This is a genomic window from Azotobacter chroococcum (genome assembly GCF_002220155.1).
In the GTDB taxonomy this organism is placed as follows: Bacteria; Pseudomonadota; Gammaproteobacteria; order Pseudomonadales; family Pseudomonadaceae; genus Azotobacter; species Azotobacter chroococcum.
The window spans coordinates 2,659,477-2,686,010 of sequence record NZ_CP011835.1; the positions used below are offsets into that span (position 1 = coordinate 2,659,477).

General features: G+C 66.9%; 29 protein-coding genes. 8 read left to right on the forward strand and 21 right to left on the reverse strand.

Annotated features, from left to right (window positions below):
- Positions 1-10 precede the first annotated feature (10 nt).
- The 4 genes from livH to ACG10_RS12120 are packed head-to-tail and all read left to right on the forward strand — an operon-like array spanning position 11 to position 3,649.
- Positions 11-934: a high-affinity branched-chain amino acid ABC transporter permease LivH gene (gene livH, locus ACG10_RS12105; protein ID WP_089168409.1), complete on the forward strand. Its 924-nt coding sequence runs from the start codon at positions 11-13 to the stop codon at positions 932-934.
- Positions 931-2,187 carry a high-affinity branched-chain amino acid ABC transporter permease LivM gene (locus ACG10_RS12110; protein ID WP_089168410.1) on the forward strand — a complete coding sequence of 419 codons (1,257 nt, stop codon included), beginning with the start codon at positions 931-933 and terminating at the stop codon, positions 2,185-2,187. The genes livH and ACG10_RS12110 overlap by 4 nt, the downstream gene beginning before the upstream one ends.
- Positions 2,184-2,948 carry a high-affinity branched-chain amino acid ABC transporter ATP-binding protein LivG gene (gene livG / locus ACG10_RS12115; protein ID WP_408608415.1) on the forward strand — a complete coding sequence of 255 codons (765 nt, stop codon included), beginning with the start codon at positions 2,184-2,186 and terminating at the stop codon, positions 2,946-2,948. Before ACG10_RS12110 ends, livG begins: the two co-directional genes overlap by 4 nt.
- Positions 2,948-3,649, forward strand: a complete 702-nt coding sequence (locus ACG10_RS12120) for an ABC transporter ATP-binding protein (protein WP_039803621.1) — start codon at positions 2,948-2,950, stop codon at positions 3,647-3,649. The genes livG and ACG10_RS12120 overlap by 1 nt, the downstream gene beginning before the upstream one ends.
- A gap of 14 nt (positions 3,650-3,663) precedes the next feature.
- Here ACG10_RS12120 and ACG10_RS12125 read toward each other — a convergent pair whose 3' ends face one another.
- Positions 3,664-4,026, reverse strand: coding sequence for a DUF5064 family protein (locus ACG10_RS12125; protein WP_039803620.1), 363 nt, complete (start codon positions 4,024-4,026; stop codon positions 3,664-3,666).
- A gap of 148 nt (positions 4,027-4,174) precedes the next feature.
- On the opposite strand from ACG10_RS12125, the gene ACG10_RS12130 reads away from it, so the two are divergent.
- On the forward strand, positions 4,175-4,846 hold the full coding sequence (locus ACG10_RS12130) for a COG3650 family protein (RefSeq protein ID WP_198318937.1): 672 nt from the start codon (positions 4,175-4,177) through the stop codon (positions 4,844-4,846).
- Between the two features lies 1 nt (position 4,847).
- On the opposite strand, the gene ACG10_RS12135 is transcribed toward ACG10_RS12130, so the two are convergent.
- The 7 genes from ACG10_RS12135 to ACG10_RS12165 all read right to left on the reverse strand — a co-directional run bounded on the left by ACG10_RS12135 (position 4,848) and on the right by ACG10_RS12165 (position 11,368).
- Positions 4,848-5,174, reverse strand: coding sequence for a Na+/H+ antiporter subunit G (locus tag ACG10_RS12135; protein WP_039803617.1), 327 nt, complete (start codon positions 5,172-5,174; stop codon positions 4,848-4,850).
- A gap of 13 nt (positions 5,175-5,187) precedes the next feature.
- Positions 5,188-5,457, reverse strand: a complete 270-nt coding sequence (locus ACG10_RS12140; RefSeq protein WP_039803615.1) for a K+/H+ antiporter subunit F — start codon at positions 5,455-5,457, stop codon at positions 5,188-5,190.
- On the reverse strand, positions 5,442-5,945 hold the full coding sequence (locus tag ACG10_RS12145) for a Na+/H+ antiporter subunit E (RefSeq protein ID WP_089168411.1): 504 nt from the start codon (positions 5,943-5,945) through the stop codon (positions 5,442-5,444). The genes ACG10_RS12140 and ACG10_RS12145 overlap by 16 nt, the downstream gene beginning before the upstream one ends.
- Positions 5,942-7,444 carry a monovalent cation/H+ antiporter subunit D gene (locus ACG10_RS12150; RefSeq protein WP_089168412.1) on the reverse strand — a complete coding sequence of 501 codons (1,503 nt, stop codon included), beginning with the start codon at positions 7,442-7,444 and terminating at the stop codon, positions 5,942-5,944. The genes ACG10_RS12145 and ACG10_RS12150 overlap by 4 nt, the downstream gene beginning before the upstream one ends.
- Complete coding sequence (locus tag ACG10_RS12155) at positions 7,441-7,770, reverse strand: Na+/H+ antiporter subunit C (RefSeq protein ID WP_039803610.1); 330 nt, start codon at positions 7,768-7,770, stop codon at positions 7,441-7,443. Before ACG10_RS12155 ends, ACG10_RS12150 begins: the two co-directional genes overlap by 4 nt.
- A gap of 1 nt (position 7,771) precedes the next feature.
- Positions 7,772-10,564 carry a monovalent cation/H+ antiporter subunit A gene (locus tag ACG10_RS12160; RefSeq protein WP_039803609.1) on the reverse strand — a complete coding sequence of 931 codons (2,793 nt, stop codon included), beginning with the start codon at positions 10,562-10,564 and terminating at the stop codon, positions 7,772-7,774.
- 339 nt (positions 10,565-10,903) lie between these two features.
- The gene (locus tag ACG10_RS12165) at positions 10,904-11,368 is read right to left on the reverse strand and encodes an outer membrane lipoprotein (RefSeq protein WP_039803608.1); all 465 of its coding nucleotides are present in this window, start codon (positions 11,366-11,368) and stop codon (positions 10,904-10,906) included.
- Positions 11,369-11,521: 153 nt separating this feature from the next.
- Between ACG10_RS12165 and ACG10_RS12170 the strand changes: the two genes are divergently transcribed.
- Positions 11,522-11,758 (forward strand): hypothetical protein, encoded by a 237-nt coding sequence (locus ACG10_RS12170; RefSeq protein ID WP_089168413.1) that lies wholly within the window; start codon positions 11,522-11,524, stop codon positions 11,756-11,758.
- 3 nt (positions 11,759-11,761) lie between these two features.
- Here the strand turns inward: ACG10_RS12170 and ACG10_RS12175 are convergent, their stop codons facing one another.
- The 9 genes from ACG10_RS12175 to ACG10_RS12215 form a co-directional block, all read right to left on the reverse strand.
- The gene (locus ACG10_RS12175) at positions 11,762-12,778 is read right to left on the reverse strand and encodes an ABC transporter substrate-binding protein (protein ID WP_089168414.1); all 1,017 of its coding nucleotides are present in this window, start codon (positions 12,776-12,778) and stop codon (positions 11,762-11,764) included.
- Between the two features lie 62 nt (positions 12,779-12,840).
- Positions 12,841-13,599 carry an SDR family NAD(P)-dependent oxidoreductase gene (locus tag ACG10_RS12180; protein WP_089168415.1) on the reverse strand — a complete coding sequence of 253 codons (759 nt, stop codon included), beginning with the start codon at positions 13,597-13,599 and terminating at the stop codon, positions 12,841-12,843.
- A 113-nt stretch (positions 13,600-13,712) separates the two neighbouring features.
- Positions 13,713-14,579: an ABC transporter permease gene (locus ACG10_RS12185; protein WP_089168416.1), complete on the reverse strand. Its 867-nt coding sequence runs from the start codon at positions 14,577-14,579 to the stop codon at positions 13,713-13,715.
- A 162-nt stretch (positions 14,580-14,741) separates the two neighbouring features.
- Positions 14,742-15,572 carry an ABC transporter ATP-binding protein gene (locus tag ACG10_RS12190; RefSeq protein ID WP_089168417.1) on the reverse strand — a complete coding sequence of 277 codons (831 nt, stop codon included), beginning with the start codon at positions 15,570-15,572 and terminating at the stop codon, positions 14,742-14,744.
- Between the two features lie 4 nt (positions 15,573-15,576).
- A complete protein-coding gene (locus ACG10_RS12195) occupies positions 15,577-16,608 on the reverse strand; it encodes an ABC transporter substrate-binding protein (RefSeq protein WP_089168418.1) in 1,032 nt (343 codons plus the stop codon).
- A 119-nt stretch (positions 16,609-16,727) separates the two neighbouring features.
- Positions 16,728-17,615, reverse strand: coding sequence for a TauD/TfdA dioxygenase family protein (locus ACG10_RS12200; protein ID WP_089168419.1), 888 nt, complete (start codon positions 17,613-17,615; stop codon positions 16,728-16,730).
- A 273-nt stretch (positions 17,616-17,888) separates the two neighbouring features.
- Positions 17,889-18,311 (reverse strand): hypothetical protein, encoded by a 423-nt coding sequence (locus tag ACG10_RS12205; RefSeq protein ID WP_089168420.1) that lies wholly within the window; start codon positions 18,309-18,311, stop codon positions 17,889-17,891.
- Positions 18,312-18,635: 324 nt separating this feature from the next.
- Positions 18,636-20,219 carry a rhodanese homology domain-containing protein gene (locus ACG10_RS12210; RefSeq protein ID WP_089168421.1) on the reverse strand — a complete coding sequence of 528 codons (1,584 nt, stop codon included), beginning with the start codon at positions 20,217-20,219 and terminating at the stop codon, positions 18,636-18,638.
- Positions 20,216-20,824: a cysteine dioxygenase family protein gene (locus ACG10_RS12215; protein ID WP_089168422.1), complete on the reverse strand. Its 609-nt coding sequence runs from the start codon at positions 20,822-20,824 to the stop codon at positions 20,216-20,218. Before ACG10_RS12215 ends, ACG10_RS12210 begins: the two co-directional genes overlap by 4 nt.
- A gap of 98 nt (positions 20,825-20,922) precedes the next feature.
- Here ACG10_RS12215 and ACG10_RS12220 point away from each other — a divergent pair, with 98 nt between their 5' ends.
- Entirely contained in the window at positions 20,923-21,834 is a 912-nt protein-coding gene (locus ACG10_RS12220) for a LysR family transcriptional regulator (protein WP_089168423.1), read from the forward strand.
- 339 nt (positions 21,835-22,173) lie between these two features.
- Here the strand turns inward: ACG10_RS12220 and ACG10_RS12225 are convergent, their stop codons facing one another.
- From ACG10_RS12225 to ACG10_RS23720, 4 genes are all read right to left on the reverse strand, one after another.
- Complete coding sequence (locus ACG10_RS12225; RefSeq protein ID WP_089168424.1) at positions 22,174-23,301, reverse strand: HNH endonuclease; 1,128 nt, start codon at positions 23,299-23,301, stop codon at positions 22,174-22,176.
- Between the two features lie 33 nt (positions 23,302-23,334).
- The gene (locus ACG10_RS12230) at positions 23,335-24,474 is read right to left on the reverse strand and encodes a PDDEXK-like family protein (protein ID WP_089168425.1); all 1,140 of its coding nucleotides are present in this window, start codon (positions 24,472-24,474) and stop codon (positions 23,335-23,337) included.
- Positions 24,475-24,661: 187 nt separating this feature from the next.
- Complete coding sequence (locus ACG10_RS12235) at positions 24,662-24,940, reverse strand: helix-turn-helix domain-containing protein (protein ID WP_089168426.1); 279 nt, start codon at positions 24,938-24,940, stop codon at positions 24,662-24,664.
- On the reverse strand, positions 24,937-25,077 hold the full coding sequence (locus tag ACG10_RS23720; protein WP_157731444.1) for a hypothetical protein: 141 nt from the start codon (positions 25,075-25,077) through the stop codon (positions 24,937-24,939). The genes ACG10_RS12235 and ACG10_RS23720 overlap by 4 nt, the downstream gene beginning before the upstream one ends.
- Before the next feature lie 250 nt (positions 25,078-25,327).
- Between ACG10_RS23720 and ACG10_RS12240 the strand changes: the two genes are divergently transcribed.
- Complete coding sequence (locus ACG10_RS12240; protein ID WP_089168427.1) at positions 25,328-26,518, forward strand: acyl-CoA dehydrogenase family protein; 1,191 nt, start codon at positions 25,328-25,330, stop codon at positions 26,516-26,518.
- Positions 26,519-26,534: the final 16 nt, after the last annotated feature.

Genomic DNA, 26,534 nt, shown 5'->3' on the forward strand with positions numbered 1-26,534 from the left:
GAACCAGGCCATGCCCGAGCTCTACCACTACCTGCAACAGCTGGTGAACGGCCTGACGGTCGGCAGCACCTACGCGCTGATCGCCATCGGCTACACCATGGTCTACGGCATCATCGGCATGATCAACTTCGCCCACGGCGAGGTGTACATGATCGCCTCCTACGTGGCCTTCATCGCCATCGCCGGGCTGTCCATGCTCGGCCTGGAGCAGCTGCCGCTGTTGATGGCCGCCGCCTTCGCCGCCAGCATCGTGGTCGCCAGCGCCTACGGCTACTCCATCGAACGCGTCGCCTACCGCCCGCTGCGCGGCGGCAACCGGCTGATTCCGCTGATCTCGGCGATCGGCATGTCGATCTTCCTGCAGAACGAGGTGCTGCTCGCCCAGGACAGCCGCGACAAGGCGATCCCCAGCCTGCTGCCGGGCAACCTGGTGATCGGCGAAAGCGCCATGCACGGCGTGGTGATCTCCTGGACGCAGATCCTGATCTTCGCCATCACCCTGCTGGTGATGCTCGGCCTGACCCTGTTCATCTCCCGCTCGCGCCTCGGTCGCGCCTGCCGCGCCTGTGCCGAGGACCTGAAGATGGCCGGCCTGCTCGGCATCGACACCCACCGGATCATCGCCCTGACCTTCGTCATCGGCGCCGTGCTGGCGGCAGTGGCGGCGGTGCTGCTGGGCCTGCAGTACGGGGTGATCAACCCGCAGATGGGCTTTCTCGCCGGGATCAAGGCGTTCACCGCCGCGGTGCTCGGCGGCATCGGCAGCATCCCCGGCGCCATGCTCGGCGGCCTGCTGCTCGGCGTCGCCGAGGCCTTCGGCGCCGACCTGTTCGGCGATGCCTACAAGGACGTGGTGGCCTTCAGCCTGCTGGTGCTGGTGCTGCTGTTGCGTCCGACCGGCATCCTCGGCCGTCCGGAGGTGGAGAAGGTATGAGCACCCGATTAAGGACCGCCCTGTTCAGCGCCCTGCTGGTGCTCGCCGTGGCCTGGCCGGTGCTAGGCCTCAAGCTGACCACCGTGGGCATCCGCCTGGAAGTGCACAACGCCAGCCCGGCGATGCTCTGGAGCATCGCCGCCGCAGCCCTCGGCATGTTCTGCTGGCAGCTCGGCCGCGACCGCCTCGCCGCCCTCTGGAGCGGAGCGCCGTCGCGGCCCGCCGTGCCGGGGCGGGTGAAGGAGGTCCTCAGCCTGCCCGCGACCCAGCGCTGGGGCCTGCTCGCCCTGCTGGTGCCGGCCCTGGTCTGGCCGTTCTTCGCCTCGCGCGGCGCGGTGGACCTGGCCACCCTGATCCTCATCTACGCCATGCTCGGCCTCGGCCTGAACATCGTGGTCGGCCTCGCCGGCCTGCTCGATCTCGGCTACGTCGGCTTCTATGCGGTCGGCGCCTACACCTACGCCCTGCTCTCGGAGTACTGGGGCCTGGGCTTCTGGACCTGCCTGCCGATCGCCGGGGCGATGGCCGCGCTGTTCGGCTTGCTGCTCGGCTTTCCGGTGCTGCGCCTGCGCGGCGACTACCTGGCCATCGTCACCCTGGGCTTCGGCGAGATCATCCGCATCCTGCTGCGCAACCTCACGGACATCACCGGCGGCCCCAACGGCATCGGCGGCATCGACAAGCCGACCTTCTTCGGCCTGACCTTCGAGCGCCGCGCCGCGGAGGGCCTGCAGACCTTCCACGGCTTCTTCGGCCTGCCCTACGACCCGGCGGACAAGGTGATCTTCCTCTACCTGATCGCCCTCGCGCTGGTGCTGCTCACCCTGTTCGTCATCAACCGCCTGCTGCGCATGCCGATCGGCCGCGCCTGGGAAGCCCTGCGCGAGGACGAGATCGCCTGCCGCGCGCTGGGCCTCAATCCCACGGTCATCAAGCTCTCGGCCTTCACCCTGGGCGCCTGCTTCGCCGGGTTCGCCGGCAGCTTCTTCGCCGCCCGCCAAGGGCTGGTGACGCCGGAATCCTTCAGCTTCATCGAGTCGGCGGTGATTCTCGCCATCGTCGTGCTCGGCGGCATGGGCTCGCAGCTGGGGGTGATCCTCGCCGCGGTGGTGATGATCCTGCTCCCCGAGCTGATGCGCGAGTTCAGCGAGTACCGCATGCTGCTGTTCGGCGCCCTGCTGGTGCTGATGATGGTCTGGCGGCCGCAGGGCCTGCTGCCCATGCAGCGCCCGCACCTGGAGCTGAAATCATGAGCGCCCTGCTTGAGGTGCGCGACCTGGCCATGCGCTTCGGCGGCCTGCTGGCGGTCGATGGCGTGAGCCTGAGTCTCGGCGCGCGGCAGGTACTGTCGATGATCGGCCCCAACGGCGCCGGCAAGACCACGGTGTTCAACTGCCTGACCGGTTTCTACCGGCCCAGCGCCGGCGAGATCCTCCTCGACGGCGAGCCGATCCAAGGCCTGCCGGGGCACCGGATCGCCCGCAAGGGGATCGTGCGCACCTTCCAGAACGTCCGCCTGTTCAGGGAGATGACCGCGCTGGAGAACCTGCTGGTGGCCCAGCACCGCCACCTGAACACCAACTTCTTCGCCGGCCTGCTGAAGACCCCGGCCTTTCGCCGCAGCGAACGCCAGGCCCTGGAATTCGCCCACCAGTGGCTGGAGCGGGTCGGGCTGGCGGACTGCGCCAACCGCCTGGCCGGCACCCTTGCCTACGGCCAGCAGCGCCGCCTGGAAATCGCCCGCTGCATGATGACCCGCCCGCGCCTGCTGATGCTCGACGAGCCGGCCGCCGGCCTCAACCCGCGGGAAACCGAAGACCTCAAGGCGCTGATCGGCCTGTTGCGCGACGAGCACGGTCTCGGCGTGCTGCTGATCGAGCACGACATGCCGCTGGTGATGGGCATTTCCGACCGGATCGTCGTCATTAACCAGGGCCGCCCGCTGGCCGAGGGCACGCCGGCACAGATCCGCTGCCATCCCGAGGTGATCAAGGCCTATCTGGGAGAAGCCTGATGCTGACTTTCGACAACGTCTCCACCTGCTACGGCAAGATCCAGGCGCTCCACGGGGTGAGCCTGGAGGTGCGCGAGGGCGAGATCGTCACCCTGATCGGCGCCAACGGCGCCGGCAAGTCGACCCTGCTGATGACCCTCTGCGGCACGCCGCGGGCCAGCGCCGGGAGCATCCGCTACCGCGGCGAGGAGCTGGTCGGCCAGGACACCGCCGCGATCATGCGCAAGGGCATCGCCGTGGTGCCGGAAGGCCGGCGCATCTTCGCCCGCCTGACGGTCGAGGAGAACCTCGCCATGGGCGGCTTCTTCGCCAGCCGGGAGGAAGTCGAGGCGCGCCTGGAACGGGTGCTGGAACTCTTCCCGCGGCTTGCCGAGCGCTACGCCCAGCGCGGCGGCACCCTCTCCGGCGGCGAGCAGCAGATGCTCGCCATCGGCCGCGCGCTGATGGGCAAGCCCAGCCTGCTGCTGCTCGACGAACCCTCGCTGGGCCTGGCGCCGCTGGTCATCCGGCAGATCTTCGCGATCCTCGAGCAACTGCGCACGGAAGGCGTGACGGTCTTTCTGGTCGAGCAGAACGCCAACCAGGCGCTGAAGCTCGCCGACCGCGGCTACGTGCTGGAGAACGGGCGGATCGTCATGCACGGCAGCGGCGAGGAGCTGCTCGGCGATGCGCGGGTGTGCGAGGCCTACCTGGGCGGCTGAGCCGCCGCGAAGGACTACCGTCCGGGCAGATGGCCGAGGTCGACCGGCTCGCCCGGCTGCAGTTCCAGCTTGTGGCGGATGTCCTCGAACATCGCGTCGTATTCGTCGTGCTCGCGCAGGATCGGCCCGAAGCGCGGATGCAGGCCATGGCGCACGGCGATCCGGGTCAGCGCGTTCATGAAGTCGAAGGCCAGGTCGCGCGGCAGCTCGCAGTCCTCCGCGAAGGGCTGGCCGTCGATTTCGCCATCCATGTGCAGGTGCAGCACCCGGCTCTTTTCCGGCGCCTCGCGCACCTCGTAATGCACGTCGTAGACGAAGGTCTGCGGGTTGGACTTGTCTGGCAGCTGCTCGCGATGCAGGTGGCCCGGCTTGAACATGGGAACCTCCTCGCCGGGGGCAAGCCCCCCGGACTCCACCCTGCTCAGTGTAGACAGCACGCGGCTGCGCCCGCCCGGCGAGTCGTCGCCGGACTTGTGATCGACCGCCCCGCTGGTTAACGTGGGCGCCCCTTCCAGGAGACCGCCGATGCGCCTTGCCCGCCCCCTCTTGTACTGCCTTCTGCCGCTGTTCACCGCCAGCCTGTCGTTCGCCGCAAGCAAGGACGCGTCCAAGGCCGAACAGGTCCGTCTGCAGGGCGAGCTGAGCGTGCGCGACGGCGAGCTGCTGCTGCGCCCGTGCGACGAGCAGCGCCGTTTCGTGCTGGTCGATGCCGGCGAGCTTGGCCTGAGCGAGGAGGTCCGCGGCCTGCAGGGCGGCGGCAGCGACCCGCTGTTCGCCGACCTGCGCGGCACCCTCGGCTCCAGCGACAGGCCCGGCGTCGACGGGCGTTTCGAGACGAGCAAGATCTATCGCCTGGAACTCGGCGGGCGCAGTTGCCAGGACCCGGACTTTCCCCGGATGCTGCTGCGCGCGGCGGGCCACGAGCCGTCGTGGAGCATCAGCGTCGGCAGCAAGGGCCTGCTGCTGCAGCGCCCCGGCCAGCCGCCGCTGGCCCTGCCCTATCTGGAGGAACAGTTGCCCGGCGGCAGCCTGAACCTGACCAGCGAGGCCGATGGCCAGCGCCTGGAACTCTGGGTGGCGCCGCAGCACTGCATCGACTCGATGAGCGGCGCGATCCGCCATATGAGCGCCGAGCTGCGCCTCGACGGCCAGGTGCAGCGCGGCTGCGCCTACTTCGGCGGCGGCCGCGACGACTGAGTCACCAGGGCTTGCCGCGGGTCCGCTCGGCCAGCGGCAGCTTCTTCTGCATCGCCGCCTTGGCCAGCATGTGCGCGCTGACCGGTGCGGTGATGAACAGGAACAGGGTGAGCAGCAGCTCGTGCAGGCTCGGCCCTTCCGGCCGGCCGGCGAAGAACAGCATGGAGGCGATCACCATGCCGCCCACGCCGAGGGTGGTGGCCTTGGTCGGGCCGTGCAGGCGGGTGTAGAAGTCCGGCAGGCGGTACAGGCCGATGGCGCCGACCAGGGCGAACAGGCTGCCGAGAACCAGAAACAGACTGACCAGCGCTTCGATCCAGAAGGGCATGAATGACGACTCCTCAGTCGATGATATCGCCGCGCAGCAGGTACTTGCCGGCCGCCACGGTGCCGACGAAGCCCATCACCGCGATCAGCAGCGCCGCCTCGAAGAACAGGTCCGAGCCCAGCCAGATGCCGAACAGCACGATCAGCGCCAGGGCGTTGATGTACAGGGTGTCCAGGGCCAGGATGCGGTCCGGCAGGCTCGGCCCCTTGACCAGGCGAACCAGGTTGAGGGCCAGCGCCAGGCCGATGACCACCAGGCAGAAGGGAATCACGTAGGCGAGCATTGGAAGATCTCCAGCAGGGGCGCCTCGTAGCGGCGCTTCACCTCGGCAGCCAGCTGCCCGGGGTCCGGCGCGTCCAGGGCATGCAGCAGCAGGGTCCGGCGATCCGCGCTGAGATCGGCGGACACCGTGCCCGGCGTCAGGGAAATGATGCTGGTCAGCACCGCCAGAACGAATTTGTCCTCGATGGCCATCGGCACCTCGACGAAGGCCGGATTCAGCCGCTCCGTCGGCCCCAGCACCAGCTTCGCCACGGCCAGGTTGGCGACGAGGATGTCGCCGAACACCTTGAGCACGAACAGGCCCAGCTGCAGCGGCCGGCGCACCCGCGGCACCTCGATCAGGAAGTCGCGGCAGAGCAGCGGGATCGCCCAGCCGAGAAAGGCCCCCAGCAGCAGATGGCCGAAGCTCAGGGTGTTCACCAGCATCAGCCAGATGACCGTCAGCAACAGGCTCAGGACCGGATGCGGCAAGCCGCGCAGTGCCTTCATGCAGCACCTCCCGTGCCGATCTGCAGATAGGGCGAAAGATCCAGCAGCTGGCGTGCCGTGGCCTGCACGTAGGCCTGCAGCGGCGCAGCCGCCAGGACCATCAGCAGGCTGCCGAGCAGCAGGCCGGCGCAGGCCAGGATGCGCAGGTGGTCGGCTCCGGCCTCGGCCACCGGCGTCCCGGAGGTGCGCCAGAACAGGGTGCTGCCGGAACGGCTGAGGGCGATCAGCAGCCCCAGGCCGCCGATCAGCAGCACCGACCACATCAGCAGCGCCGGGGAACCGGCCGGTACCGCACGCAGCAGCATCAGCTTGCCGAGGAAGCCGGACAGCGGCGGCAGACCGGCCACCGAGATCGCCGCGAAGAAGAACAGCCCGCCGAGCAGCGCCGGCTGGCGCAGGCTGGGCCCGTGCTGCAGCTCGCCGCCCAGCTCGCCGCGCTGACGGGCGATCAGGTCGGCGAGCAGGAACAGGCCGCCGCTGACCAGGGTGCTGTGCAGCAGGTAGTAGAGTGCGGCGGCAAAGCCTTCGGCGGTGCCCAGGGCGATGCCGACCAGCAGGGTGCCGACCGACACCACCACCAGGTAGGCCAGCTGCATCTGCAGGTTGCGCGCCGCCAGGACGCCGAACACCCCGCCGGCGAGGGTCATGGCGGCCAGCGGCCAGAGCCAGGGCTGCGCCAGATCGGCCAGCTCGCCGGCCCCGCTGCCGAAGATCAGCGTGAACACCCGCAGGATGGCATACAGGCCGACCTTGGTCATGATCGCGAAGAGCGCCGCCACCGGCGCCGTCGTCGCCGCATAGGCGCGCGGCAGCCAGAAGTACAGCGGCAGGATCGCCGCCTTGAGGCCGAACACCAGCAGCAGCAGGTAGCCGGCAGCCGCCAGCAGCGGCGCCTGTGTCGCATCGGCGCTGGCCACCTGACGGGCCAGATCGGCCATGTTCAGGGTCCCGGTCAGGCCGTAGAGGGTGCCCACGCCGATCAGGAAGAACGACGAACCGAGCAGGTTGAGCAGCACGTAATGCATGCCGGCCCGTACCCGCGCGGCGCCGTTGCCGTGCATCAGCAGCGCATAGGAGGCGATCAGCAGGATCTCGAAGAACACGAACAGGTTGAACAGATCGGCGGTCAGGAAGGCGCCGTTGATGCCGAGCAGCTGGAACTGGAACAGGGCGTGGAAGTTCGGCCCCCGCTCGTCGTCGCCGCGCACCGCGTAGAGCGCCGCGAAGCCGGCCAGCAGGGCGGTGAGCAGCAGCATCAGCGCGCTCAGCCGGTCGAGCAGCAGGACGATGCCGAAGGGCGGCGCCCAGTCGCCCAGCGCATAGACGCGCAGCTGGTCATCTCCGGCGAGGACCAGCAGCCAGACGGAGAGCGGCAGCAGCGCCCAGGTGGCGGCCAGGGACAGCCGGCGCTGGACGCCGCGCCCCAGGCGATGGCCGAGCAGCAGCAGGCTGCCGGCGAACAGCGGCAGGAGGATCGGCAGGATCGGTGCGTGCATCATTGGTCCGGCTCCCGTCCGTCCACGTGGTCGCTGTGCACTTCGCCCAGGCCGCGCAGGGCCAGCACCACCACGAAGGCGGTCATGGCGAAGCCGATGACGATGGCGGTGAGCACCAGGGCCTGCGGCAGGGGGTCGCCATACTCGGCGCTCTTGCCGAGCACCGGTGCGACGCCGGTGCGCAGACGGCCCATGGCGAAGAGAAACAGGTTCACCGCATAGGAAATCAGGGTCAGCCCCATCACCACCGGGAAGATCCGCGCGCGCAGCAGCAGATACACGCCGCTGGCGGTCAGCACGCCGAGGGTGATCGCGAACAGCGCTTCCATCTCAAGGCACCTCCTTGCTCGACTCGTCCTGACTGACGTGGCCGATGTTGGACAAAATCAGCAGGGTCGCGCCGACCACCACCAGATAGACCCCCAGGTCGAAGAGCATTGCCGTGGCCAGCTCGAACTCGCCGACCAGGGGCAGGCTGAAATGGCCGAACGCCGAGGTCAGGAAGGGTCGCCCGAAGGCCCAGCTGCCCAGCCCGGTGAGGGCGGCGATCAGCACCCCGGCGCCGGCCATGGCGTGATAGCTGAAGCGCAGGCGGGCCTGGGACCAGGACACGCCAAGGGCGATGTACTGCAGGATGAGGGCCACCGCGGTGATCAGTCCGGCGATGAAGCCGCCGCCCGGCAGGTTGTGGCCGCGCAGGAAGATGAACACCGAGATCAGCAGCGCCAGGGGCAACAGGGCGCGCGCCAGCTGGTCGAGGATCAGCGGATGAGGATCGGCGGACCAGGGCCGGCCCTGCAGATCGCGCTGCGGATGTGGCAGGCGCAGGCCGTGCAGCAGGGCGAAGACGCCCGCCGCGGCGATGGCCAGCACGCTGATCTCGCCCAGGGTGTCGAAGCCGCGGAAGTCCACCAGGATCACGTTGACCACGTTGCTGCCGCCGCCGCCGGTCAGGCTGTTCTCCAGGAAGAAGGCGGCAATGCTCTCGTAGGGACGGGTCAGCACCGCATAGGCGAGCAGCGCCACCAGGATGCCGCTGCCGGCCGCCAGCAGCAGGTCGCGGACCACCCGCAGGCTGCTCGACTCGGCCGGGGAGCGGTCGGGCAGGAAGAACAGCGTGAGCAGCAGCAGGATGATGGTCACCACCTCCACCGACAGCTGGGTCAGCGCCAGGTCGGGTGCCGAATAGCGGGCGAAGGCCAATGCCACCATCAGTCCGCTGCCGCTGAGGATCATCAGGGCGACCAGGTGGTTGCGGTGGAACACCGCGCTGAGCAGGGCGGTCAGGGCCAGTGCGGCGAGGCCCAGCACGGTGATGCCGTCCATCGGGGTCAGCGCCACGGGGCCGTCGATATCGGCCAGCGGCGCCAGGGCGAACGCCGCCAGCAGCAGGGCGCTGCCCAGCATCAGGCCCAGGTAGCGCTGCAGCGAGCCGTTCTCCAGCAGCCCGGTCAGGTCGCGGGAGAAGTCCACCAGCACGCCGGCGCAGCGGCGGAAGATACCTTGCGCGTCCAGCTCCGGCAGGCCCTCGTACCAGCGGAACAGCGGCTGGCGCAGGACATAGACCAGCACGCCGCCGAGCAGGGCGACGATGCTCATCGCCAGCGGCAGGTTGAAACCGTGCCAGATCGCCAGGCTATAGGCCGGCAGCTCGCCGCCGAGGCTGGCCGAGGCCGCGACGGCCAGCAGCGGCGCCACGGTCCAGCCCGGCAGCATGCCCACCAGCAGGCAGAGGAACACCAGCACCTCGACCGGAATCTTCATGTAGCGCGGCGGCTCGTGGGGTTTGGCCTTGGGCAGGTCGACCGGCTCGCCGTTGAAGAACACGTCGTGGATGAAGCGCAGCGAATAGGCCACCGAGAACACGCCGGCGATGGTCGCGGCGATCGGCAGCAGCCAGTGGAAACTGCCCAGCAGATTCTGCTGGAGCGTCTCGCTGAAGAACATCTCCTTGCTCAGGAAGCCATTGAGCAGCGGCACCCCGGCCATCGCCGCACTGGCCACCATGGCCAGTGCGGCGGTGTGCGGCATGTATTTCCACATGCCGTTGATGCGCCGCATGTCGCGGCTGCCGGTTTCGTGATCGATGATGCCGGCGGCCATGAACAGCGAGGCCTTGAAGGTGGCATGGTTGATGATGTGGAACACCGCCGCCACGGTCGCCAGGTCCGAGCCGAGACCGAACAGCAGGGTGATCAGGCCCAGGTGGCTGATGGTCGAATAGGCCAGCAGGCCCTTGAGATCGTGCTGGAACAGCGCCGTCACCGCGCCCAGCAGCAGGGTCGCCAGGCCGCTCAGGCTGACCAGGTAGAACCACCAGTCGCTGCCGGAAAGGGCCGGATACAGGCGGGCCAGAAGGAAGACTCCGGCCTTGACCATGGTCGCCGAGTGCAGATAGGCCGACACCGGGGTCGGTGCCGCCATCGCCTGCGGCAGCCAGAAATGGAAGGGGAACTGCGCCGACTTGGTGAACACGCCGAGCAGCACCAGGATCAGCGTCAGCGGATAGAGGCCGTGGGCGCGGATCGTCTCGCCGGCGACGAGCACCTCGCTCAGCTCGAAGCTGCCGACGATGTGGCCGATCAGCAGCACACCGGCGAGCAGCGCCAGCCCGCCCCCGCCGGTCACGGTCAGGGCCATGCGCGCACCGCGGCGGGCATCCGAGCGGTGGTGCCAGAAGCTGATCAGGAGGAACGAGGAGAGACTGGTCAGCTCCCAGAACATCAGCATCAGCAGCAGGTTTTCCGAAAGTACCAGCCCCAGCATGGCGCCCATGAACAGCAGCAGGAAGGCGAAGAAGCGCCCCATCGGCTCATGCCTGGCCAGGTAGTAGCGGGCATAGAGGATGACCAGGATGCCGATGCCGAGAATCAGCAGGGCAAAGAGAAACCCAAGGCCGTCCAGACGCAGGCTGAGGTTCAGGCCCAGTTCCGGCAGCCAGGCGACACTGCTCTTGACGACCATCCCGGAAAACACTTTCGAGCTTTGGGAGAACAGCAGGATCAGTCCCAGCAGCGGAACCAGCGCAGCGGCCGCCGCGCACAGCGAACGCCCTCGGCGAGCTGCCAGCAACGGCAGGCAGGCGCCGAGAAACGGCAAGGCAATGATCAATGCAAGCGTCATCGGCACGTCCTTTTCTGAGTCCGGGCCTGCAACCGGCCCTGTGGCGCCAGGGCTTCCATACGGCGGACGCGGACTCGCGACCCCGCATAGCCCCCTGCCGATTGCCGGCCCGAACGAACCTGGTTTCAGCGATTGTCCATATCTATCGGAAGATCATCTTGAATTGAATTATTCTTTAAAAAGGAAGCTTCAGATCTCCATTACAGGCATGAATCAAGCGTGACTGGCACAGGCATGGCACAGGAAGGAGGCGCCAGACAAGCTATCCGGAAGCCGGCCAGCACGGATCGGTCGTACCGACTTCCGGGAAAGACGACCGATCGCTCAGCAAAACGGCATTCAGTGGGCGACGCGACTGGTGCCGTCGACGGTCAGGATGCGCACCCGCTCGCCGACCCGGAACACCTGGTTCGGCTGCACTTCCTGCACATAGGCCCGCATGCTGCCGTCATCCTCGCGCACGGTGATCTCCACGCCCTGGGTGCGGGTGACGCCCTCCTCCGCCGCGGCGCCGAGCAGGCCGCCGGCCACCGCGCCGATCACCGCCGCCACGGCGCTGCCCCGGCCCTCGCCGACGCCGCTGCCGGCCACGCCGCCGACGATGCTGCCGGCACCGGCGCCGATCGGCGTCTTGGTGCCCTCGATGCGCACCGGACGCAGGGTCACGATGGTGCCCATGCGCACGGTCTGCACGCTACGCGCCTCCCCGCGCGAATAGGATTCGCCGGTCAGGCTGGAGGCGCAGCCGCCCAGGGCCAGCATCACGGCAGTGAAAGAGGCGATCAACAGAAGGGGCTTGCGCATTGCAGTTACTCCGCAGAAGTCATGACAAACATTTAACTCCCGCCTCCCGTCCTTGTCACGGCGCCCCGCGACGATGCCCGCGCCGAACGGCCGGCGCCAGCCCACTTTCCGCCTGCCAACGGATCGGCTAGGGTGGCGGCGCGGAGGAACGCCATGGACTACTTCATCATCTTCATCACCACCGTGAGCGGGCTGTATTTTCACTGGTGGCTGTACGTACGCATCAAGCGCTGGATGGACCGCGACCTGGCCCTGTCGCTGGCCGGCTCCGACGATGCCCGGCGCGCCTACATGCTGGAGCGCCTGGCCGAGGCCGGGCGCCAGGGTGTCCGCCGCCGCGACCTGGCGCAGTGGCTGGAGCGGGCGGCGGCGGAGTATCCCGCGCCCTGAACTTCAGCTCCCCTCGGCGCCGTGGGCTTCCTCGAAGAAGTAGTCCTTCCAGGAAGCCGCCTTGTTCTTCAGCACGCCCAGCTCGTGGAGCTTCTCGGCATAGATGAAGGTACGCTGCGGGACGATGGTGAAGTCGTTTTCCTTATCCTCGACGATCTTCTCCACCAGTGCCGGCGCCAGCCTGGAGTTCTCCACGCGGATGTAGGTCTGCGCCGCGGCGCGCTTGTCGGCCTTGACGATCCGCTCGGCCTCGGCCAGGGCGGCGTAGAAGGCGCGGTAGGTCTTGGGATTCTCCTTGTGGAACTTCTCGGTGGTGTAGAGCACGTTGAAGGTCGCCGGTCCGCCGAGGATGTCGTAGGAGCTGATCAGCTTGCGCACCTTCGGGTTCTCCAGGGCCTGGTAATAGAAGGGTGCGCTGGAGAAATGCGCGCTGATCTCCGAGACGCCGGAGGTCAGGGCCGCGGTGGCGTCGGGATGCGGCAGGCTGACGCTGATGCCGTCGAAGCGCTGGAAGTGCTCCTTGCCGAAGCGCTTGGCCGCCTCGATCTGCAGGGTCCGCGACTGGAAGCCGACGCCGGCGGCGGGCACCGCGATGCGGTCCTTCTCGCCCAGGTCCTCCAGGGACTTCACCGCCGGGTTGCTGGTCAGCAGGTAGTTGGGCTGCGAGCCCAGCGCGGCGATGGCCTTGACGTTCTGCCGGCCGCGGGTGCGGTCCCACATGGTCAGCATCGGCGGCACGCCGGCCGACACCACGTCGAGGGCGCCGGCCAAGAGCGCCTCGTTCATCGCCGTGGCGCCGGAGATGCTGCGCCACTCCACCTGGATGTCGATGCCCTGCTCCTTGCCGTGCTTCTCGATCAACTTCTGGTCACGGACCACGTCGAGCAGCAGATAGGCGATGCCGAACTGCTGGGCGATGCTGATGCTGTCCTCGGCCTGGGCGAGCAGCGGGCCGCTCAGCAACCCGGCGAGCACGCCGGCGGCCAGTCGGGCGGGACGGAAAAACGGTTTTTTCTGCATGGGAAACCTCGGATGAACCCGCGCGAGGCTCGCGCGGGCGAAAAGCAAAACGGCGCGGCGGATCAGTCGCGATCCACGGCGAACGGCAGCCAGGCCTGACGGGTCGGCATGACCTCCAGGCGGTTGATGTTGATGTGCGCGGGCAGGCTCGCCACGTAGAAGATCTGCTCGGCGATGTCCTCGGCAGTCAGCGGCGTGGTGCCGCTGTACAGCCGGTCGGAGGCGACCTGGTCGCCCTTGGTGCGGACCAGGGTGAATTCGGTCTCGGCCATGCCGGGGGCGATGTCGGTGACCCGCACGCCAGTGCTGAGCAGGTCACAGCGCAGGTTGTAGGAGAACTGCTGGACGAAGGCCTTGGTCGCGCCGTAGACGTGGCTGCCCGGATAGGGCCACTGGCCGGCGACCGAGCCGAGGTTGACGATGCTCGCCCCCGCACCGCTGGCGATCAGGGTCGGCAGCAGCGCGTGGGTGACGTTGACCAGCCCGGTGACGTTGGTGTCGATCATGGTGTGCCAGTCGGCCAGCTCGACCTGCTGCGCCGCCTGCGGCGCCAGGGCCAGGCCGGCGTTGTTGATCAGCGCCCCGACCTGGCGGAAGGCTTCCGGCAGTTCGCCGACCACCTGCCGCACCGCGGCGGCATCGCGCACGTCGAGCGCGGCGACATGCACCGGCACCCGGCCGCCGAGTTCGTTCTGCAGCGCCTGCAGGCGCTCCAGACGGCGGCCGGTGAGGACCAGGGACCAGCCGGCGGCGGCAAAACGGCGCGCCGCGGCGCGGCCGAAACCGGAGGTGGCGCCGGTAATGAAGACGATGTTGCTCATCTGCAATGCTCTCGTTGCGACTACATGAAAGGGAAAAACGAAGGTTTCCGGGCCGTGTGAAAACGTAGCGAGCGAAGGCATGGCCGAGCGCAGTAGTTTTCACACAGCCTGCATCAGCGCTGCATGCCCCAGCGCTTGACGGTGCAGCGCTCGAGCAGGGCGAAGACCAGGCTCTCCACCAGCAGGCCGATGAGGATCACCACCACGAGGCCGGCGAACACCTTGTCGGTGTACAGCTCGTTGCGGTTCTGGAAGATGTACCAGCCGAGCCCGCCCTTGCCGGACGAGGCGCCGAACACCAATTCGGCGGCGACCAGGGTGCGCCAGGCGAAGGCCCAGCCGATCTTCAGGCCGGAGAGGATCGACGGCAGCGCGGCCGGGACCAGGATCAGGGCGACGAAGCGCAGCCCGCGCAGGCCGTAGTTGCGCCCGACCATGCGCTGGGTTTCCGGGACGCCGAGAAAGCCGGCGTAGGTGTTCAGCGCCAGCGACCAGAGCACCGAATGCACCAGCACGAAGATCAGGCTGCCCTCGCCCAGGCCGAACCAGAGCAGCGCCACCGGCAGCAGGGCGATGGCCGGCAGCGGGTTGAACATCGCGGTCAGGGTCGACAGCAGGTCGCGGCCGAGCTGGCTGGAGACCGCCAGGCTGGTCAGGACGAAGGCCAGCAGGATGCCGATCAGGTAGCCCTGGACCAGCACCGACAGGGAGATCGCCACCTTCTCCAAAAGCTCGCCGCTGGCCAGGCCCTCGGCCAGGGCACGGGCGACCTGCAGGAAGCCCGGCAGCAGAAGATCGTTGCCCTGCAGGCGGGCGAGCACCTCCCAGAGCAGCGCCAGCGTGGCGAGGATCAGCGACTTGCGCAGCCAGCCCTGCTGCCACAGGCGCTGCGCCAGCGACAGCTCGCGCTCGAGCGGCAGGTCGGTCAGGGGTTGCAGGGCGATTTCGTATTCCGGTCGCAGCGGCGGGATCTGGCTCATGGCGTGTTTTCCGTAGAGTCTTGGGTGAAAACGGGAAGATGCGGGAGCCGACCGCGTAGGGTGGGAAACGGCCGCAGGCCTTTCCCGCCAGCGGCATGGCCATGGTGGGCAATCGCTGCGCGAGTTGCCCACCCTACCCGGCTATCGCCAGCAAGCTGGCTCCTACGCGGCATGCACGGCGGCGGGGCTTTCCCCTTCCTCGAAGAGCAGCCGGTGGATGCGCCGGGCGGCGTGCTGGAATTCGGCGCTGCCGCTGCTGTGCAGGTCGAAGGCATGGCTGGCGACCTCGGCGCGGACCCGTCCCGGGTGCGGCGAGAGCAGCAGGATGCGGTTGCCGACCACCAGCGCCTCCTCGATCGAATGGGTGACGAACAGCAGGGTGAACTTCACCTCCTGCCAGAGTTCGAGCAGCTCCTCCTGCATCCGCCGCCGGGTCAGCGCATCCAGCGCGGCGAAGGGCTCGTCCATCAGCAGGATCTTCGGCTGCATGGCCAGGGCGCGGGCGATGGCCACGCGCGCCTTCATGCCGCCGGAGAGGGTGTGCGGGTAGGCGTCGGCAAACCTGGCCAGGCCGACCTTGTCCAGGTAATGCAGGGCGCGCGCCTCAGCCTCACGGCGGCTCAGGCTGCGCGTGGCCAGCAGCGGGAACATCACGTTCTGCCTGACCGTCTTCCACGGCGGCAGCTGGTCGAACTCCTGGAACACCGCAATGCGGTCGGGCCCCGGCTCGCGGACCTCGCGGCCGTCCAGGCGGATCGCGCCGTCGCGCGGGCGGATGAAGCCGGCCACCGCCTTGAGCAGGGTCGACTTGCCGCAACCGGAAGGCCCGAGCAGGACGAAACGGTCGCCCGGATCGACCTCGAAGCTGACCTCGTGGGTGGCGCGCACCACCCGCTCGGCGGTGCGGTATTCGAGGCTGACGCCCTCGACCTGCAGCAGCGGCTGGAAGGCCGTCGCCACGGCGGGCGCGGAATTCTGGAGAAAGGCGTTCATCGTCTCAGCTCCCCTGGGCCAGCCTGGGATCGGGGAAGAAGTAGTCCTGCCAGGACGCCGGCTTGTGCTTCAGCGCGCCGACCCGATGGAGGAACTCGGCCAGCGGATAGGTATTCTTCGGCGTCACGCTGAATTCGAACTTCTCGTTGTCGATGATCTTCAACAGCGCGTCCTTGTCGATCTTCGCCTTGGTCACGCGGATGTAGGTGTCCGCCGCGGCGGCCTTGTCCTTCTGGGCGAAATCGGCCGCCTCGGCCAGCGCGTCGACGAAGGCCCGGTAGGTCTTCGGGTTTTCCTGGCGGAATTTCTCGGTGCTGTACAGCACGGTCGGCGAGTTCGGCCCGAGCAGTTCGTAGGTGTCGAGCACCACGTGCACGTTGGGGTTTTCCAGCGCCTGGTTCTGGAACGGCGGGTTGGAGAAGTGGCCGGTCAGCTCGGTGGCGCCGCTGGTCAGGGCCGAGGTGGCCTCCGGGTGCGGCAGTGCGACCGTGTACTTGTCCAGCCGGTTGTAATCCTTGTCGCCCCACTGTCTGGCGGCGGCGTACTGCAGGAAGCGCGACTGGATGGAGACACCCACCGCCGGCACGGCGATGCGGTCCTTCTCGCCGAGGTCGGCGATGGTCTTGACCTTGGGGTTGTTGCTCAACAGGTAGTACGGGAAGTTGCCCAGCGAGGCCACGCCCTTGACGTTCTGCCTACCGTGGGTGCGATCCCAGACGGTCAGCAGCGGGCCGATGCCGGCTCCGGCGATGTCGATGGTGCCGGCCAGCAGCGCGTCGTTGACCGCCGATCCGCCGGACAGCTGGTTCCAGTCGACCTGGATGTCGAGGCCCTGCTCCTTGCCGTGCTTCTCGATCAGTTGCTGGTCGCGCACCACGTTGAGCAGCAGGTAGACGATGCCGAACTGCTCGGCGATGCGGATCCGGCCTTCGGCGTGAGCCGCCGCCGGGGTCAGCAGGCTGCCGGCGAGGCCGAGGCCCAGGGCGATGCCGCCGGCGAGGCGGCGAATCGCGGGAAAGCGTTTGCCTGGAAACATGGGAAGCTCCATAGATGAGTGACGAACAGGGATAGAGAGTCAGAGTCTGTTCATGCGCCGGTGCGACCGGGAACGCACGGGCGCGAGCGGCCAGCGGCGCACTCGTGCCCCGCACAGGGTCAGAACGGCGCGTCGCCCTGGATGGTCGTGCGATGCATCCGCCGCGGCAGGTGGTTCGGGCAGCCGGTGGCCAGGTGGATCAGCGCGCGGTTGTCCCAGAACAGCAGGTCGTGCTCCTGCCAGCGGTGGCGGTAGGTGAATTCGGGCCGGACGCTGTGGGCGAACAGCTCGGCGAGCAGCCGGCGGCTCTCGTCTTCCGGGACATCGAGGATGCGGGTGGTGAAGTTCTCGTTGACGAACAGGCCCTTGCGTCCGGTTTCCGGGTGGGTGCGCACCACCGGATGGACGACCTCCTTCACCTCTTCCAGCTGGGCCCGGGTCAGCGTCGGCCGCTGGATGCCCTCGAACACCTCGTCGGCATAGTGCGCGGTGTAGGAATGCACCGCGCGGCGTCCTTCGACGGCCTTGCGCAGCGCCTCCGGCAGGGTCTCGTAGGCGAGCTGCTGGTCGGCGAACAGAGTGTCGCCGCCCTCGGCCGGCAGTTGCCGGGCATGCAGCATGGCGCCGAGGCTGGGCAGCTCCTTGTACGACAGGTCGGAGTGCCAGAGCTTGCCGGCGTCGCCCAGACCGATGGGCCTGCCGTTCTCGACGATGTTGGAGATGATGAAGACCTCCGGATGACCGGCCAGCAGGAACTGCTTGAGCACATGGATCTGCAGCTCGCCGAAGCGGCGGCTGAAGGCGATCTGCTGCTCGGGGGTGATGTGCTGCTCGCGGAACACCAGCACCCGGTGGTCCAGGAAGGCTTGGTGGATACGGGCGAAATCCTCCGGATTGACCGGACGGGACAGGTCCAGACCGAGGACTTCGGCACCCAGCACGCCGTCGAAGGGACGGACGTCGAACGACTGGGCAGGAACGGACAACAAGGATTCAACCGCTGACATGGGATCTCCAAACGCATGATCGGGCATGACCCGAAGAAACTGGCGTGGATGCGAATGGCGCATCCATTTCTCTTCATGCGGCTCGGCGGTTGACCGGCAAGTACGCGACAGGTGCAATCTAATGGAATATAGAATTTTGTTTAAATAACTTTTTTGCCTAAGTTAATGACCGCTCCTTGCGGCGAGCGGGCGCTTCGGCAAGAGCGTCGGCCAGGCGGGGGACCGACGCCCGGCAGCCACCCCCAACGGAGGGCGGCTGCACTGCGAACGGCGTCAGTCCTTCTCGACCGGCTCGCCCATGGGCTCCGGGATCAGCATCAGCTTGCCGCCCATGTCACGACAGATGCCGGAGCGGGTCCTGCCGTCCGGCGCGGTGAAGGAGCCGGTGTCGCCGGCCTTCTTGCCTTCGCAGGCCTTGGCGGACCCTGCCGCCGAAGGCGGCGGACCCTTCCGCTCATGCTCCGGCATCACGGCGAGCTTGCCGTGCATGTCGCGGCAGATGCCGGTCATGGTCTTGCCGCCGGGACCGGCGAAGGACGCCGTGTCGCCGGCCTGCTTGCCTTCGCAGGCGGTGAAGGCGGCGGCCGGCGGTCCCATGTGCCCACCGCCCGGATGACCGGCAGGCGCTTCCCCGGCGGCGATCGCCAGGGGCGAGGCCAGGCAGGCCAGCAACGCGATATGACGGATGTACAGCATGTTTCACCTCTCTGGGGTAATGCGGGGGTGCCCATCAGAGCATAGCTACCCGTCGAGCGGTGACTCTTTACGCTTTTGATACAGTCCCTCGCCCGGTGCGGGCCGCTCAGATCCAGCCTTTCAAAGTCCTTGCATAAACTCCCCCGTGCAACGGGCCCACGCAGGAGCGTGGGCACGATCACCCCCGTCGTTGATGGCTCCCACGCTCCTGCGTGGGAGCCCAGGGCCGGGCGATCCGGCGCCGCAGGGATCCAGGAGCGCCCACGCGTAAGCGCGGGCACGATCAAAACCTCGAAAAGCAAAAGACCTTGAAAGGGCTACCGCTCAGATCACGAAGAAGCCGTGGGTGCCATCGCGGCCCAGTTGCTCGACCAGACCGAACTCCCAGTCCAGATAGGCCTGCATGGCCTCGCGGGGATTGTCGGTACCCTCGTAGGGACGCCGGTAGCGGTCACTGCGCGGCACCGCCAGGGCGGTCTCGCCCTCCTCCAGCGCCAGGCCGGCAGCGATCCAGGCCGCGGTGCCGCCGGCCAGGACGAACACCGGCCTGCCGGTCAGCGCCTGCAGCTCGTCCACCGCATAGCGCGCCAGCAGGCTGCTGCCGCAGGTGACCACGTAGCGTCCAGCCGGCGGCAGCTTCTCCAGGGCCTGCGGCAGCTGCGCGCGCAGCGCCCACCAGGCGCCGGGAATGTGCCGCCTGACGTAGTTGGCGCTGGTGGTGAAGTCCAGCACCCGGGTGTCGCCCTCGGCCAGCCAGGCCTGCAGGGTCTCGGGGGCGATGTCCTCGCTCTGCGGCGCAGGCGGCACCGGCGCCGACCAGCCGCCGCGCTCGGCGAACTCCGCAGCGCCCAGGCCGTCCAGCACATGCACCTCCCAGCCCATCTGCGCCAGCCAGGAAGCGCTCATGTTGGCGCGCACGCCGTCGTCGTCGGCCAGCACCAGGCGCGCGCCGCGCACGCTGGCGAAGTAGTCGGTTTCCTGGACCAGCTGGCCGCCCGGCGTGGAGCGCGCGCCCGGCAGGTGGCCGGCCTCGTATTCCTCCGGGGTGCGCACGTCGAACAAATAGGTGGTGCGCCCGGCCTCGCCCTGCCAGCGCGCCAGGTCGGCGCGGCTGGCGCGACCGACCCCGGCCTTGTCGGCCACCGCCCGGGCGGAGGCGGCGGCCAGCGCGCGGTTTTCGGCGGAGACTTCGGGGAATCTGCGGTTCTGCCCGTGCTCCAGCTGCTGGCCGGCCAGGGTCCAGCCGATGGTGCCGTTGCGCAGCGCCGCCACCTCGTTGGGAATCCCGGCGTTGACCAGCGACTGGGTGCCGATGATGCTGCGGGTGCGTCCGGCGCAGTTGACGATCACCCGGGTTGCGGGATCCGGCGCCAGCTCGCGCACCCGCAGCACCAGCTCGGCGCCGGGCACGCTGATCCCGTCGGGAATGCTCATGGTCTGGTATTCGTCGAAGCGCCGGGCGTCCAGCACCACCACGTCGGCCTTCTCGTCCAGCAGCGCCTTGACCTCCTCGGCGGCCAGCGACGGCGTGTGGCGCTCGGCCTCGACCAGCTCGCCGAAGGCCTTGCTCGGCACGTTGACGTCGATGAACAGTTCGCCGCCGGCGGCGCGCCAGCCGGCGAGGCCGCCCTCCAGCAAGGCGACGTCGCGGTAGCCCAGCGCCAGCAGGCGCTCGGCAGCCCGCTCGGCCAGGCCCTCGCCGTCGTCGTAGACGGTGACCGGCGTGCTGCGCCGTGGAACCCGCGCATAGACCTCGATATCCAGACGCGATAGCGGGATGTTGGCGGCGAACAGCGGGTGACCCTCGGAGAACGGCGCTTCCTCGCGCACGTCGAGCAGGGCCACTTCCTCGCGCGCCAGCAGGGCGGCGCGGATGTCGGCGAAGGAACGGGTGGCGATACGGCTCATGCGGGGACACTCTCCCTGGACAGATCCCAGATATTGGGTAGGACTTGGTTGGAATAACCGGAGATGAACGGCTTCTGGCTGCCGTCCGGCAGGTAGACGGCACGCCGCACGGCACCGATGTTGGCGCCGTAGACGTGGATGCTGATCGACGGCTGGTCGGCGCTGGCGTTGAACACCCGGTGGATGTCGCCGATCCGTGGCGACACCGCCTCGACCTGGCCGGGCAAGAGGCGCAGCGGATCGCCGAGCGGGCGCAGGCCCTCGGCGCTCACCTCGAAGTGCTGGGCGTCCTCGGCGCCGCGCAGCATGCCGATCAGGCCCCAGACCCGGTGATCGTGCACCGGCGTGGTCTGTCCCGGTCCCCAGACGAAGCTGACCACCGAGAAGCGCTGGCGGGAATCGGCGTGCAGCAGGTACTGCTGGTAGCGCTCCGGGTCGGGCCGGGCGAAGGCCTCCGGCAGCCAGTCGTCGTGAAGGACCAGTTCGCGCAGCAGCAGCCGGCCTTCGCGCAGTACGCTCTCCTCGTCGTCGTGCCGGTCGAGCAGCTCGCCCAGGGCACCGACGAAATTGCGCAGGCGGTCCAGGCGCAGGGGGGATTGACTCATCGTCGCTCATCCATTGTGTGACAAGATGGCGCCACGTTACCAAGCGCCATATCATTATCAAAATGCACTTTATTCATAAGCTAATATGCTAATAACGCATGAAAACAGATGACATCGAAGCCTTCGTCGCCGTCGTCCGCTGCCAGTCGCTGAGCCTGGCCGCCGACAGCCTGCAACTGACCCAGTCGGCGATCACCCGCCGCGTGCAGAATTTCGAGGACGACCTCGGCACCCTGCTGCTCGACCGCAACACCAAGCCCCTCAAGCCGACGGCCATGGGCCTGCGGGTCTACGAGCAGTGCCGCGAGGTGCTGCGCAGCATGGACGTGCTGCGCGAGATCGTCGCCCGCGACGCCCCGCCCAGCGGCACCCTGCGCCTGGGAGTGCCGCAGACCATCGGCGACGTGGTGCTGCTCGACACCCTGGAGCAGTTGAGGAACACCTATCCCGACCTGCAGACCCAGGTCTCCAGCGGCTGGGGCAGCACCCTGCTCGAACGCCTGGAGAACCTCGAACTGGACGCCGTGGCGGCGCTGTTTCCCGCCAGCAAGAGCTTTCCCGAGGGCATCGCTGCCACCTCCCTCGGGCGCCTGCAGCTTTTGGTGGTGGCCGCCCGCGGCAGCTTGGAAAGGCGCGGCGGCAAGCTCGCCGACTGCTGCGAACGCGGCTGGGTGCTGAACCCGGAAGGCTGCGGCTTTCGCGCCGGCCTGCAGCACGTCCTGGCCGAACAGGGCCTGAAGCTGCAGATCAACCTGGAAACCTTCGGCAGCGAACTGCAGCTCGGCCTGGTGGCGAAAAACCTCGGCCTCGGCCTGGTTCCCGAACCGCTGCTTTTGGCCAGCCGCTACCGCGAGCAGCTTGAAGTCGTCGCCCTCGCCGACTTCAAGCCGACGGTCGACCTCTGGCTGCTGCAGCCGCGCTTCGTCGGCAACCTGCACGGCGCCATCGAACTGTTCGGCAGCCTGGTGGCCCGCCACCTGGCCTCGCCGCCGACGGTGGGTGGCGCTTAAACGGGGGCGGACTCATTCGTGGCGGGTGGTGCCCTGTAGGGTGGAAAACGACCGCAGGTCTTTTCCACCGGGCATGGCGGGAGGAACGCCGATTGGTAGAAAACGCGGTGCGGTTTCCAATCAGTCTGCGCTGGCGGCAATCGACCCAAACCTGCCGGTCACGTCAGGCAACAAGCGGCCAAATGCGGTCATCCGATTCGTTACTGCCTGCGGCTCATTTGTGCTTACCGGCAGCCCAGTCAGCTTCAAATCTGATGCGGAATTTGGCCTCGTTAGCCTGGAAAACCAGCGCTCTTAACTACCTGTCCACCAGCTCCGGAACAGACCACATTTCCGCGTTCAGTCGCACCATCCACACTGGTTCCAGTGCCAATCCAAGGCCTCTGGGCTTACTCGGTGAGAATTTTGTTTTGGGTGGCGAAGCGGGGAACCATTCAACTTTCCGTACTCGGTACCTTCCAGTTTTGGTGACACCCGTACGACCATCGTCTTGGACTCGATGGCGATCAGCCCTAGATCGAACAAGGTATGGATGTCCGCCCGTAACAGCAGCCCATTGGATACAACGTTGGTGTGGTCGCCCTTATAAGGGTGGACATGCGCGGCCTCGAGCACGGCGGGTAGGTTGCACCCTGTAATGGCACAGGCGTCACCATAGGCGTCCATTAGAGCTTTGCGAAAAGCGGGTTGCCCTCTGCGACGGATGATGTCAGCGGTTACGCGCTTTCTGGCATCGGCTACGTCTGTGGGATCAAAGGTGGCTGTTTGCTCAGCAGCATCCTCGGCGACTGCTAGTGCTTCCTCGACAGGATTCGAAACCCGTCGAATAGAGACGCCAAATCGGCTCCCCGATGATGCGTCGGGGTAAATTTCCCAAATGCCATGCTGAGCCGAATCGTAAATCTCAAAGATGCCCTCGCCGACCTTGAACAGCCTGTCGTAGCGGTTGCCCTGATCAGTCCTCCGAGGCTTTTTATTTTGCGAGTAGCCAGTCCGGGCAGGGGCATTAACTGCCATCATGTAGAGGTCTGCCAGGTTCTTGGTGTTGTACCCCGGATCACGGGCGATGATCCAATCTTCGACCTGCTTTCGACTGGCGGTGCCCCCAAGTTGAGTTACTGCAGCAAGGGCTTTCTCCCAGGTGCGACTGTCTTCGAGGTTGCCTAAACCTGTGTCTTTTTCGGGAGTTTTGCCTTGAATGAGCTGGATCAGCCTGACCTTCATGTCCGTACCAACATTCACGGCAGGCTTAAGGCCAGGTATCCACGGCAAATCCAGTTCATCGAGCACTGCTGAGATGTTCTGCATTCGGTACTCGAATGCCTTCGTGGTGCGATCAAACTGAGCGGCCAGTTCCTGATAGACCTGTTTCTTTGAGTAGCTAACTCCGGCCTCTTGCTTCTCTGCCATTCGGCGGTAGGCCTCGACAGAGGCGAGAAGCTCTTCGTTGCTCCAGCCCTTGGCCATAGTTAGTCCTCCCTTGAATGCTATGTCTGGCGTTTAGGCGAACTGCTGCTGAGCGCGCTGCCACAGTTCGTGCGCGTCATTGATTAGGCTGACGGCAATCGACTCCCTCGTCTCCGGATCTCGAAGGAGCGCCAGGTCCTCATTGGAAGGGGCGTTGAGGTTCACATTGACCTTCGGGTACTTCCAGAACAGGTAGCCCGAATTGCGAGTGCTGGGTGCGATCTCTCGACTCAGCACCAATAGGCGCTCCCGGTCTTCCGGGAACTGCTCGCCGTCACAGTAGTAGCCACAGTAGAGACGGTGGTTGAGCTCAATGTACACGCCACCCTTCATAAAGTTGAAGGGGAAGTGGATGCCGATGAATTTGCTGTTTTTGGTCTTCTTGTAATAGGCGGAAATCGCCTCCTTCGTGGCCGTAATTTCGGGTTTGCCGAGGTGCGGATACTGGCTCGCTTGGCAAGCCGTCATGCGCTCCCAAATATCGAACTGTAGGTCGGCCAGTACGGACTTGAATGCATGGTTGATGTCGGCGATCAGGAAGAGGTTCTCGCCATGCAGGATCTGTTCTTTCAGCTTGCTCATGTAGATCTCGCCCTGGTCACTGGATGTCAGCTTTTGGAGTAGTTCGATGTATTGGAAAACGCTTTCCCGCACGCCGGGCTCGCGGGCAACCAGTGGGATGCAGTCCTTCAGCCAAGCGATGATCTCAGCTTCGTAGCTGAGAAGAATTACAGGCAGGGACTTGCGACTCTGTTCACTGGGCTCGGCACCATCCAGGGTGAGGTATGTTGTCCAAATCTTGCGGTAGCCTTCCGCCTGCATTCGCAGATGGTAGCGCCAGAGCTGCTCGTCCTGGTCGCTAGCATAGATCTTGTTCTCGATGATCACTGCCTGCCCGGATGGGTTACGGACCAGGATGTCGATGTTCTGGTACTCGACCTCGACAATTGCGTTCTCTGAATCGAAGTCCTGGATGCCAAGTCTCTTCAGCAGGAGATCCAGCAGTGCTGTTCCCTGATTGTGGGCAGCATTAGGGGCGAGCAGGAAGGCGAGGAAGCGCGAGTGAAGCCGAACCTCGTCACTTGAACTGCGGAGTACAGAGAAGAGATTGAAGCCTGCCGGGCGATGATACCTCGCACGCAGCAGAGCCACAGTTGGCAAAAATTCGTCCATAAGAGAGGATCCCTGATTAAGGCCGAGTTACAGCGCGCAGTATCAGGCAAACCACGCCCTGCTGTAATGGCTATTTGATTCCGTATGGATACCAGCCACTCGGGGCGCCATACGGCCAAGCAAGTCTCCCTCGTTCAGTTCCTGCAGCATCTGCCCGAGAGCAACGGGGAGCCGATCATGATCCCCTTCACGTCCCCCTCCTCCTCACCACCACAATCCCCACCCGCATCCCGAACAACCTGAACACGCTGTCCAGGGTCGCCACCGTGGGGTTGCCGGCGTCCTGTTCGAGCTGGCGCAGGGTGCGCAGGGAGAGTTTGCACATGCGGGCGAAGTCGGTCTGGTTCAGGCCGGTGACGCGCAGGCGCAACTGGCGGATCGCGCCGCCGAAGCTCAGGGTGCCATCGGCCAGTTGCTGGCGGATTTCGTCGAGCACCGCGCCGCGATCCTCTTCCGGCTTTTTCATAGCAGTCCCCAGCGGCGCAAGGTGGCTTCCAGGCGGCCCGGCAGGATGGTCGGCGCCTTCCAGGTCTGTTCGGGCAGGTCCTGCAGCAGCAGGCCGATGGCGAAGCCGAACGAAGGTGGATGGCTTCGGCCATCCACCCTACCCAGTCCGAACCCACGCGGCACGCATGAAAACCACCCACAAAATGCAAATAAGGCAAATTAACGGCAGTAAAATTTAAAACCTAGGAATATTAATTTATAAGAAAATCGAATTTCAGATTGCTCTCTTATGCATGCAGTATTGGGCCACCACTTCCTGCAGGCCCATGAACCGGCGCTACAGATGGCTGGCCCACCGGACCACCGGACGACTCGGCATCGTGACAGTCGCCCCAGGTGCATTCCGATGAGCATCACTCCACTTCGCAACCCTTCCCGGGCAGCCGCGGGCTCGCCCATCCGCCCCGGCAGCCCGGGCTTCTCCGCGCTGCTTGAACGTCTCGGCGAGGAATTCGCCGGGCGTGCCGCCGACTACGACCGCAGCGGCGAGTTTCCCCAGGAAAACTTCCGCCGTCTGCATCAGGAAGGCCTGCTGGCCCTGACCATTCCCCTGTCCCAGGGCGGTCTGGGCGGCGGACTGGCCGAGGCCGTCGAGGCCATCGGCGCGGTGGCCAAGGGCGATCCGTCCACCGCGCTGATCCTGGCGATGCAGTACCTCCACCACAACCGCCTGCAGGACAACCCGCAATGGCCGGAAGCGCTGCGCCGGCGGGTGGTCCGCGAGGCCGTCGAGGACGGCGCGCTGATCAACGCGCTGCGCGTCGAGCCGGCGCTCGGCTCGCCCTCGCGCGGCGGCCTGCCGGCCACCGTCGCCCGGCGCACGCCCGAGGGCTGGCGGATCAGCGGCAGCAAGCTCTACTCCACCGGCAGCCACGGGCTGACCTGGTGCAACGTATTCGCCCGCAGCGACGACCCCGACCCGCTGGTCGGCGTCTGGCTGGTGCGCAAGGACAGCCCCGGCATCCGCATCGTCGAGGACTGGGACCACCTGGGCATGCGCGCCACCTGCAGCCACCGCATCGACTTCGACGAGGTGCTGGTGCCGCTGGAGCAGGCGATCAACGTGGCGCCGGCCAGCCGCCGGAGCACCGATACCGAACTCGACGCCGAGGGCCTGCTGTGGATGGGCGCCCTGCTCGGCGCCCTCTACGACGGCGTCGCCCGCGCCGCCCGCGACTGGCTGGTCGACTGGCTGAAGCAGCGCACGCCGAGCGCGCTCGGTGCGCCGCTCGCCAGCCTGCCGCGCCTGCAGCAGCTGGTCGGCGAGATCGACAGCCTGCTGCTGGTCAACCGCAGCCTGCTGGAGACCGCCGTCGCCCGGCGCCTGCCGCCCGAGGCCAGCGGCCAGCTCAAGCACCTGGTCACCGACAACGCCATCCGCGCGGTGGAGCTGGCCCTGCAGGCCTCCGGCAACCACGGCCTGAGCAGGAACAATCCCCTGGAGCGGCACTACCGCGACGTGCTGTGCGGACGCATCCACACGCCGCAGAGCGATGTCGTGCTGGTCAAGGCCGGCCAGGCCGCGCTGGGCCTCTAGCACATCCACTGCCCCC

Coding starts and splice junctions, on each gene's coding strand:
- ACG10_RS12220 (WP_089168423.1), top strand. CDS start 20,923: ATGAAAACAGATGACATCGAAGCCTTCGTCGCCGTCGTCCGCTGCCAG.
- livG (WP_408608415.1), top strand. CDS start 2,184: ATGAGCGCCCTGCTTGAGGTGCGCGACCTGGCCATGCGCTTCGGCGGC.
- ACG10_RS12170 (WP_089168413.1), top strand. CDS start 11,522: ATGGACTACTTCATCATCTTCATCACCACCGTGAGCGGGCTGTATTTT.
- ACG10_RS12175 (WP_089168414.1), bottom strand. CDS start 12,778: ATGCAGAAAAAACCGTTTTTCCGTCCCGCCCGACTGGCCGCCGGCGTG.
- ACG10_RS12150 (WP_089168412.1), bottom strand. CDS start 7,444: ATGATGCACGCACCGATCCTGCCGATCCTCCTGCCGCTGTTCGCCGGC.
- ACG10_RS12120 (WP_039803621.1), top strand. CDS start 2,948: ATGCTGACTTTCGACAACGTCTCCACCTGCTACGGCAAGATCCAGGCG.
- ACG10_RS12140 (WP_039803615.1), bottom strand. CDS start 5,457: ATGCTCGCCTACGTGATTCCCTTCTGCCTGGTGGTCATCGGCCTGGCG.
- ACG10_RS12225 (WP_089168424.1), bottom strand. CDS start 23,301: ATGGCCAAGGGCTGGAGCAACGAAGAGCTTCTCGCCTCTGTCGAGGCC.
- ACG10_RS12230 (WP_089168425.1), bottom strand. CDS start 24,474: ATGGACGAATTTTTGCCAACTGTGGCTCTGCTGCGTGCGAGGTATCAT.
- ACG10_RS12130 (WP_198318937.1), top strand. CDS start 4,175: ATGCGCCTTGCCCGCCCCCTCTTGTACTGCCTTCTGCCGCTGTTCACC.
- ACG10_RS12190 (WP_089168417.1), bottom strand. CDS start 15,572: ATGAACGCCTTTCTCCAGAATTCCGCGCCCGCCGTGGCGACGGCCTTC.
- ACG10_RS12180 (WP_089168415.1), bottom strand. CDS start 13,599: ATGAGCAACATCGTCTTCATTACCGGCGCCACCTCCGGTTTCGGCCGC.
- ACG10_RS12235 (WP_089168426.1), bottom strand. CDS start 24,940: ATGAAAAAGCCGGAAGAGGATCGCGGCGCGGTGCTCGACGAAATCCGC.
- ACG10_RS12205 (WP_089168420.1), bottom strand. CDS start 18,311: ATGCTGTACATCCGTCATATCGCGTTGCTGGCCTGCCTGGCCTCGCCC.
- ACG10_RS12160 (WP_039803609.1), bottom strand. CDS start 10,564: ATGACGCTTGCATTGATCATTGCCTTGCCGTTTCTCGGCGCCTGCCTG.
- ACG10_RS12110 (WP_089168410.1), top strand. CDS start 931: ATGAGCACCCGATTAAGGACCGCCCTGTTCAGCGCCCTGCTGGTGCTC.
- ACG10_RS12125 (WP_039803620.1), bottom strand. CDS start 4,026: ATGTTCAAGCCGGGCCACCTGCATCGCGAGCAGCTGCCAGACAAGTCC.
- ACG10_RS12240 (WP_089168427.1), top strand. CDS start 25,328: ATGAGCATCACTCCACTTCGCAACCCTTCCCGGGCAGCCGCGGGCTCG.
- ACG10_RS12165 (WP_039803608.1), bottom strand. CDS start 11,368: ATGCGCAAGCCCCTTCTGTTGATCGCCTCTTTCACTGCCGTGATGCTG.
- ACG10_RS12200 (WP_089168419.1), bottom strand. CDS start 17,615: ATGTCAGCGGTTGAATCCTTGTTGTCCGTTCCTGCCCAGTCGTTCGAC.
- ACG10_RS12215 (WP_089168422.1), bottom strand. CDS start 20,824: ATGAGTCAATCCCCCCTGCGCCTGGACCGCCTGCGCAATTTCGTCGGT.
- livH (WP_089168409.1), top strand. CDS start 11: ATGCCCGAGCTCTACCACTACCTGCAACAGCTGGTGAACGGCCTGACG.
- ACG10_RS12155 (WP_039803610.1), bottom strand. CDS start 7,770: ATGGAAGCGCTGTTCGCGATCACCCTCGGCGTGCTGACCGCCAGCGGC.
- ACG10_RS12195 (WP_089168418.1), bottom strand. CDS start 16,608: ATGTTTCCAGGCAAACGCTTTCCCGCGATTCGCCGCCTCGCCGGCGGC.
- ACG10_RS12210 (WP_089168421.1), bottom strand. CDS start 20,219: ATGAGCCGTATCGCCACCCGTTCCTTCGCCGACATCCGCGCCGCCCTG.
- ACG10_RS12185 (WP_089168416.1), bottom strand. CDS start 14,579: ATGAGCCAGATCCCGCCGCTGCGACCGGAATACGAAATCGCCCTGCAA.
- ACG10_RS12145 (WP_089168411.1), bottom strand. CDS start 5,945: ATGAAGGCACTGCGCGGCTTGCCGCATCCGGTCCTGAGCCTGTTGCTG.
- ACG10_RS12135 (WP_039803617.1), bottom strand. CDS start 5,174: ATGCCCTTCTGGATCGAAGCGCTGGTCAGTCTGTTTCTGGTTCTCGGC.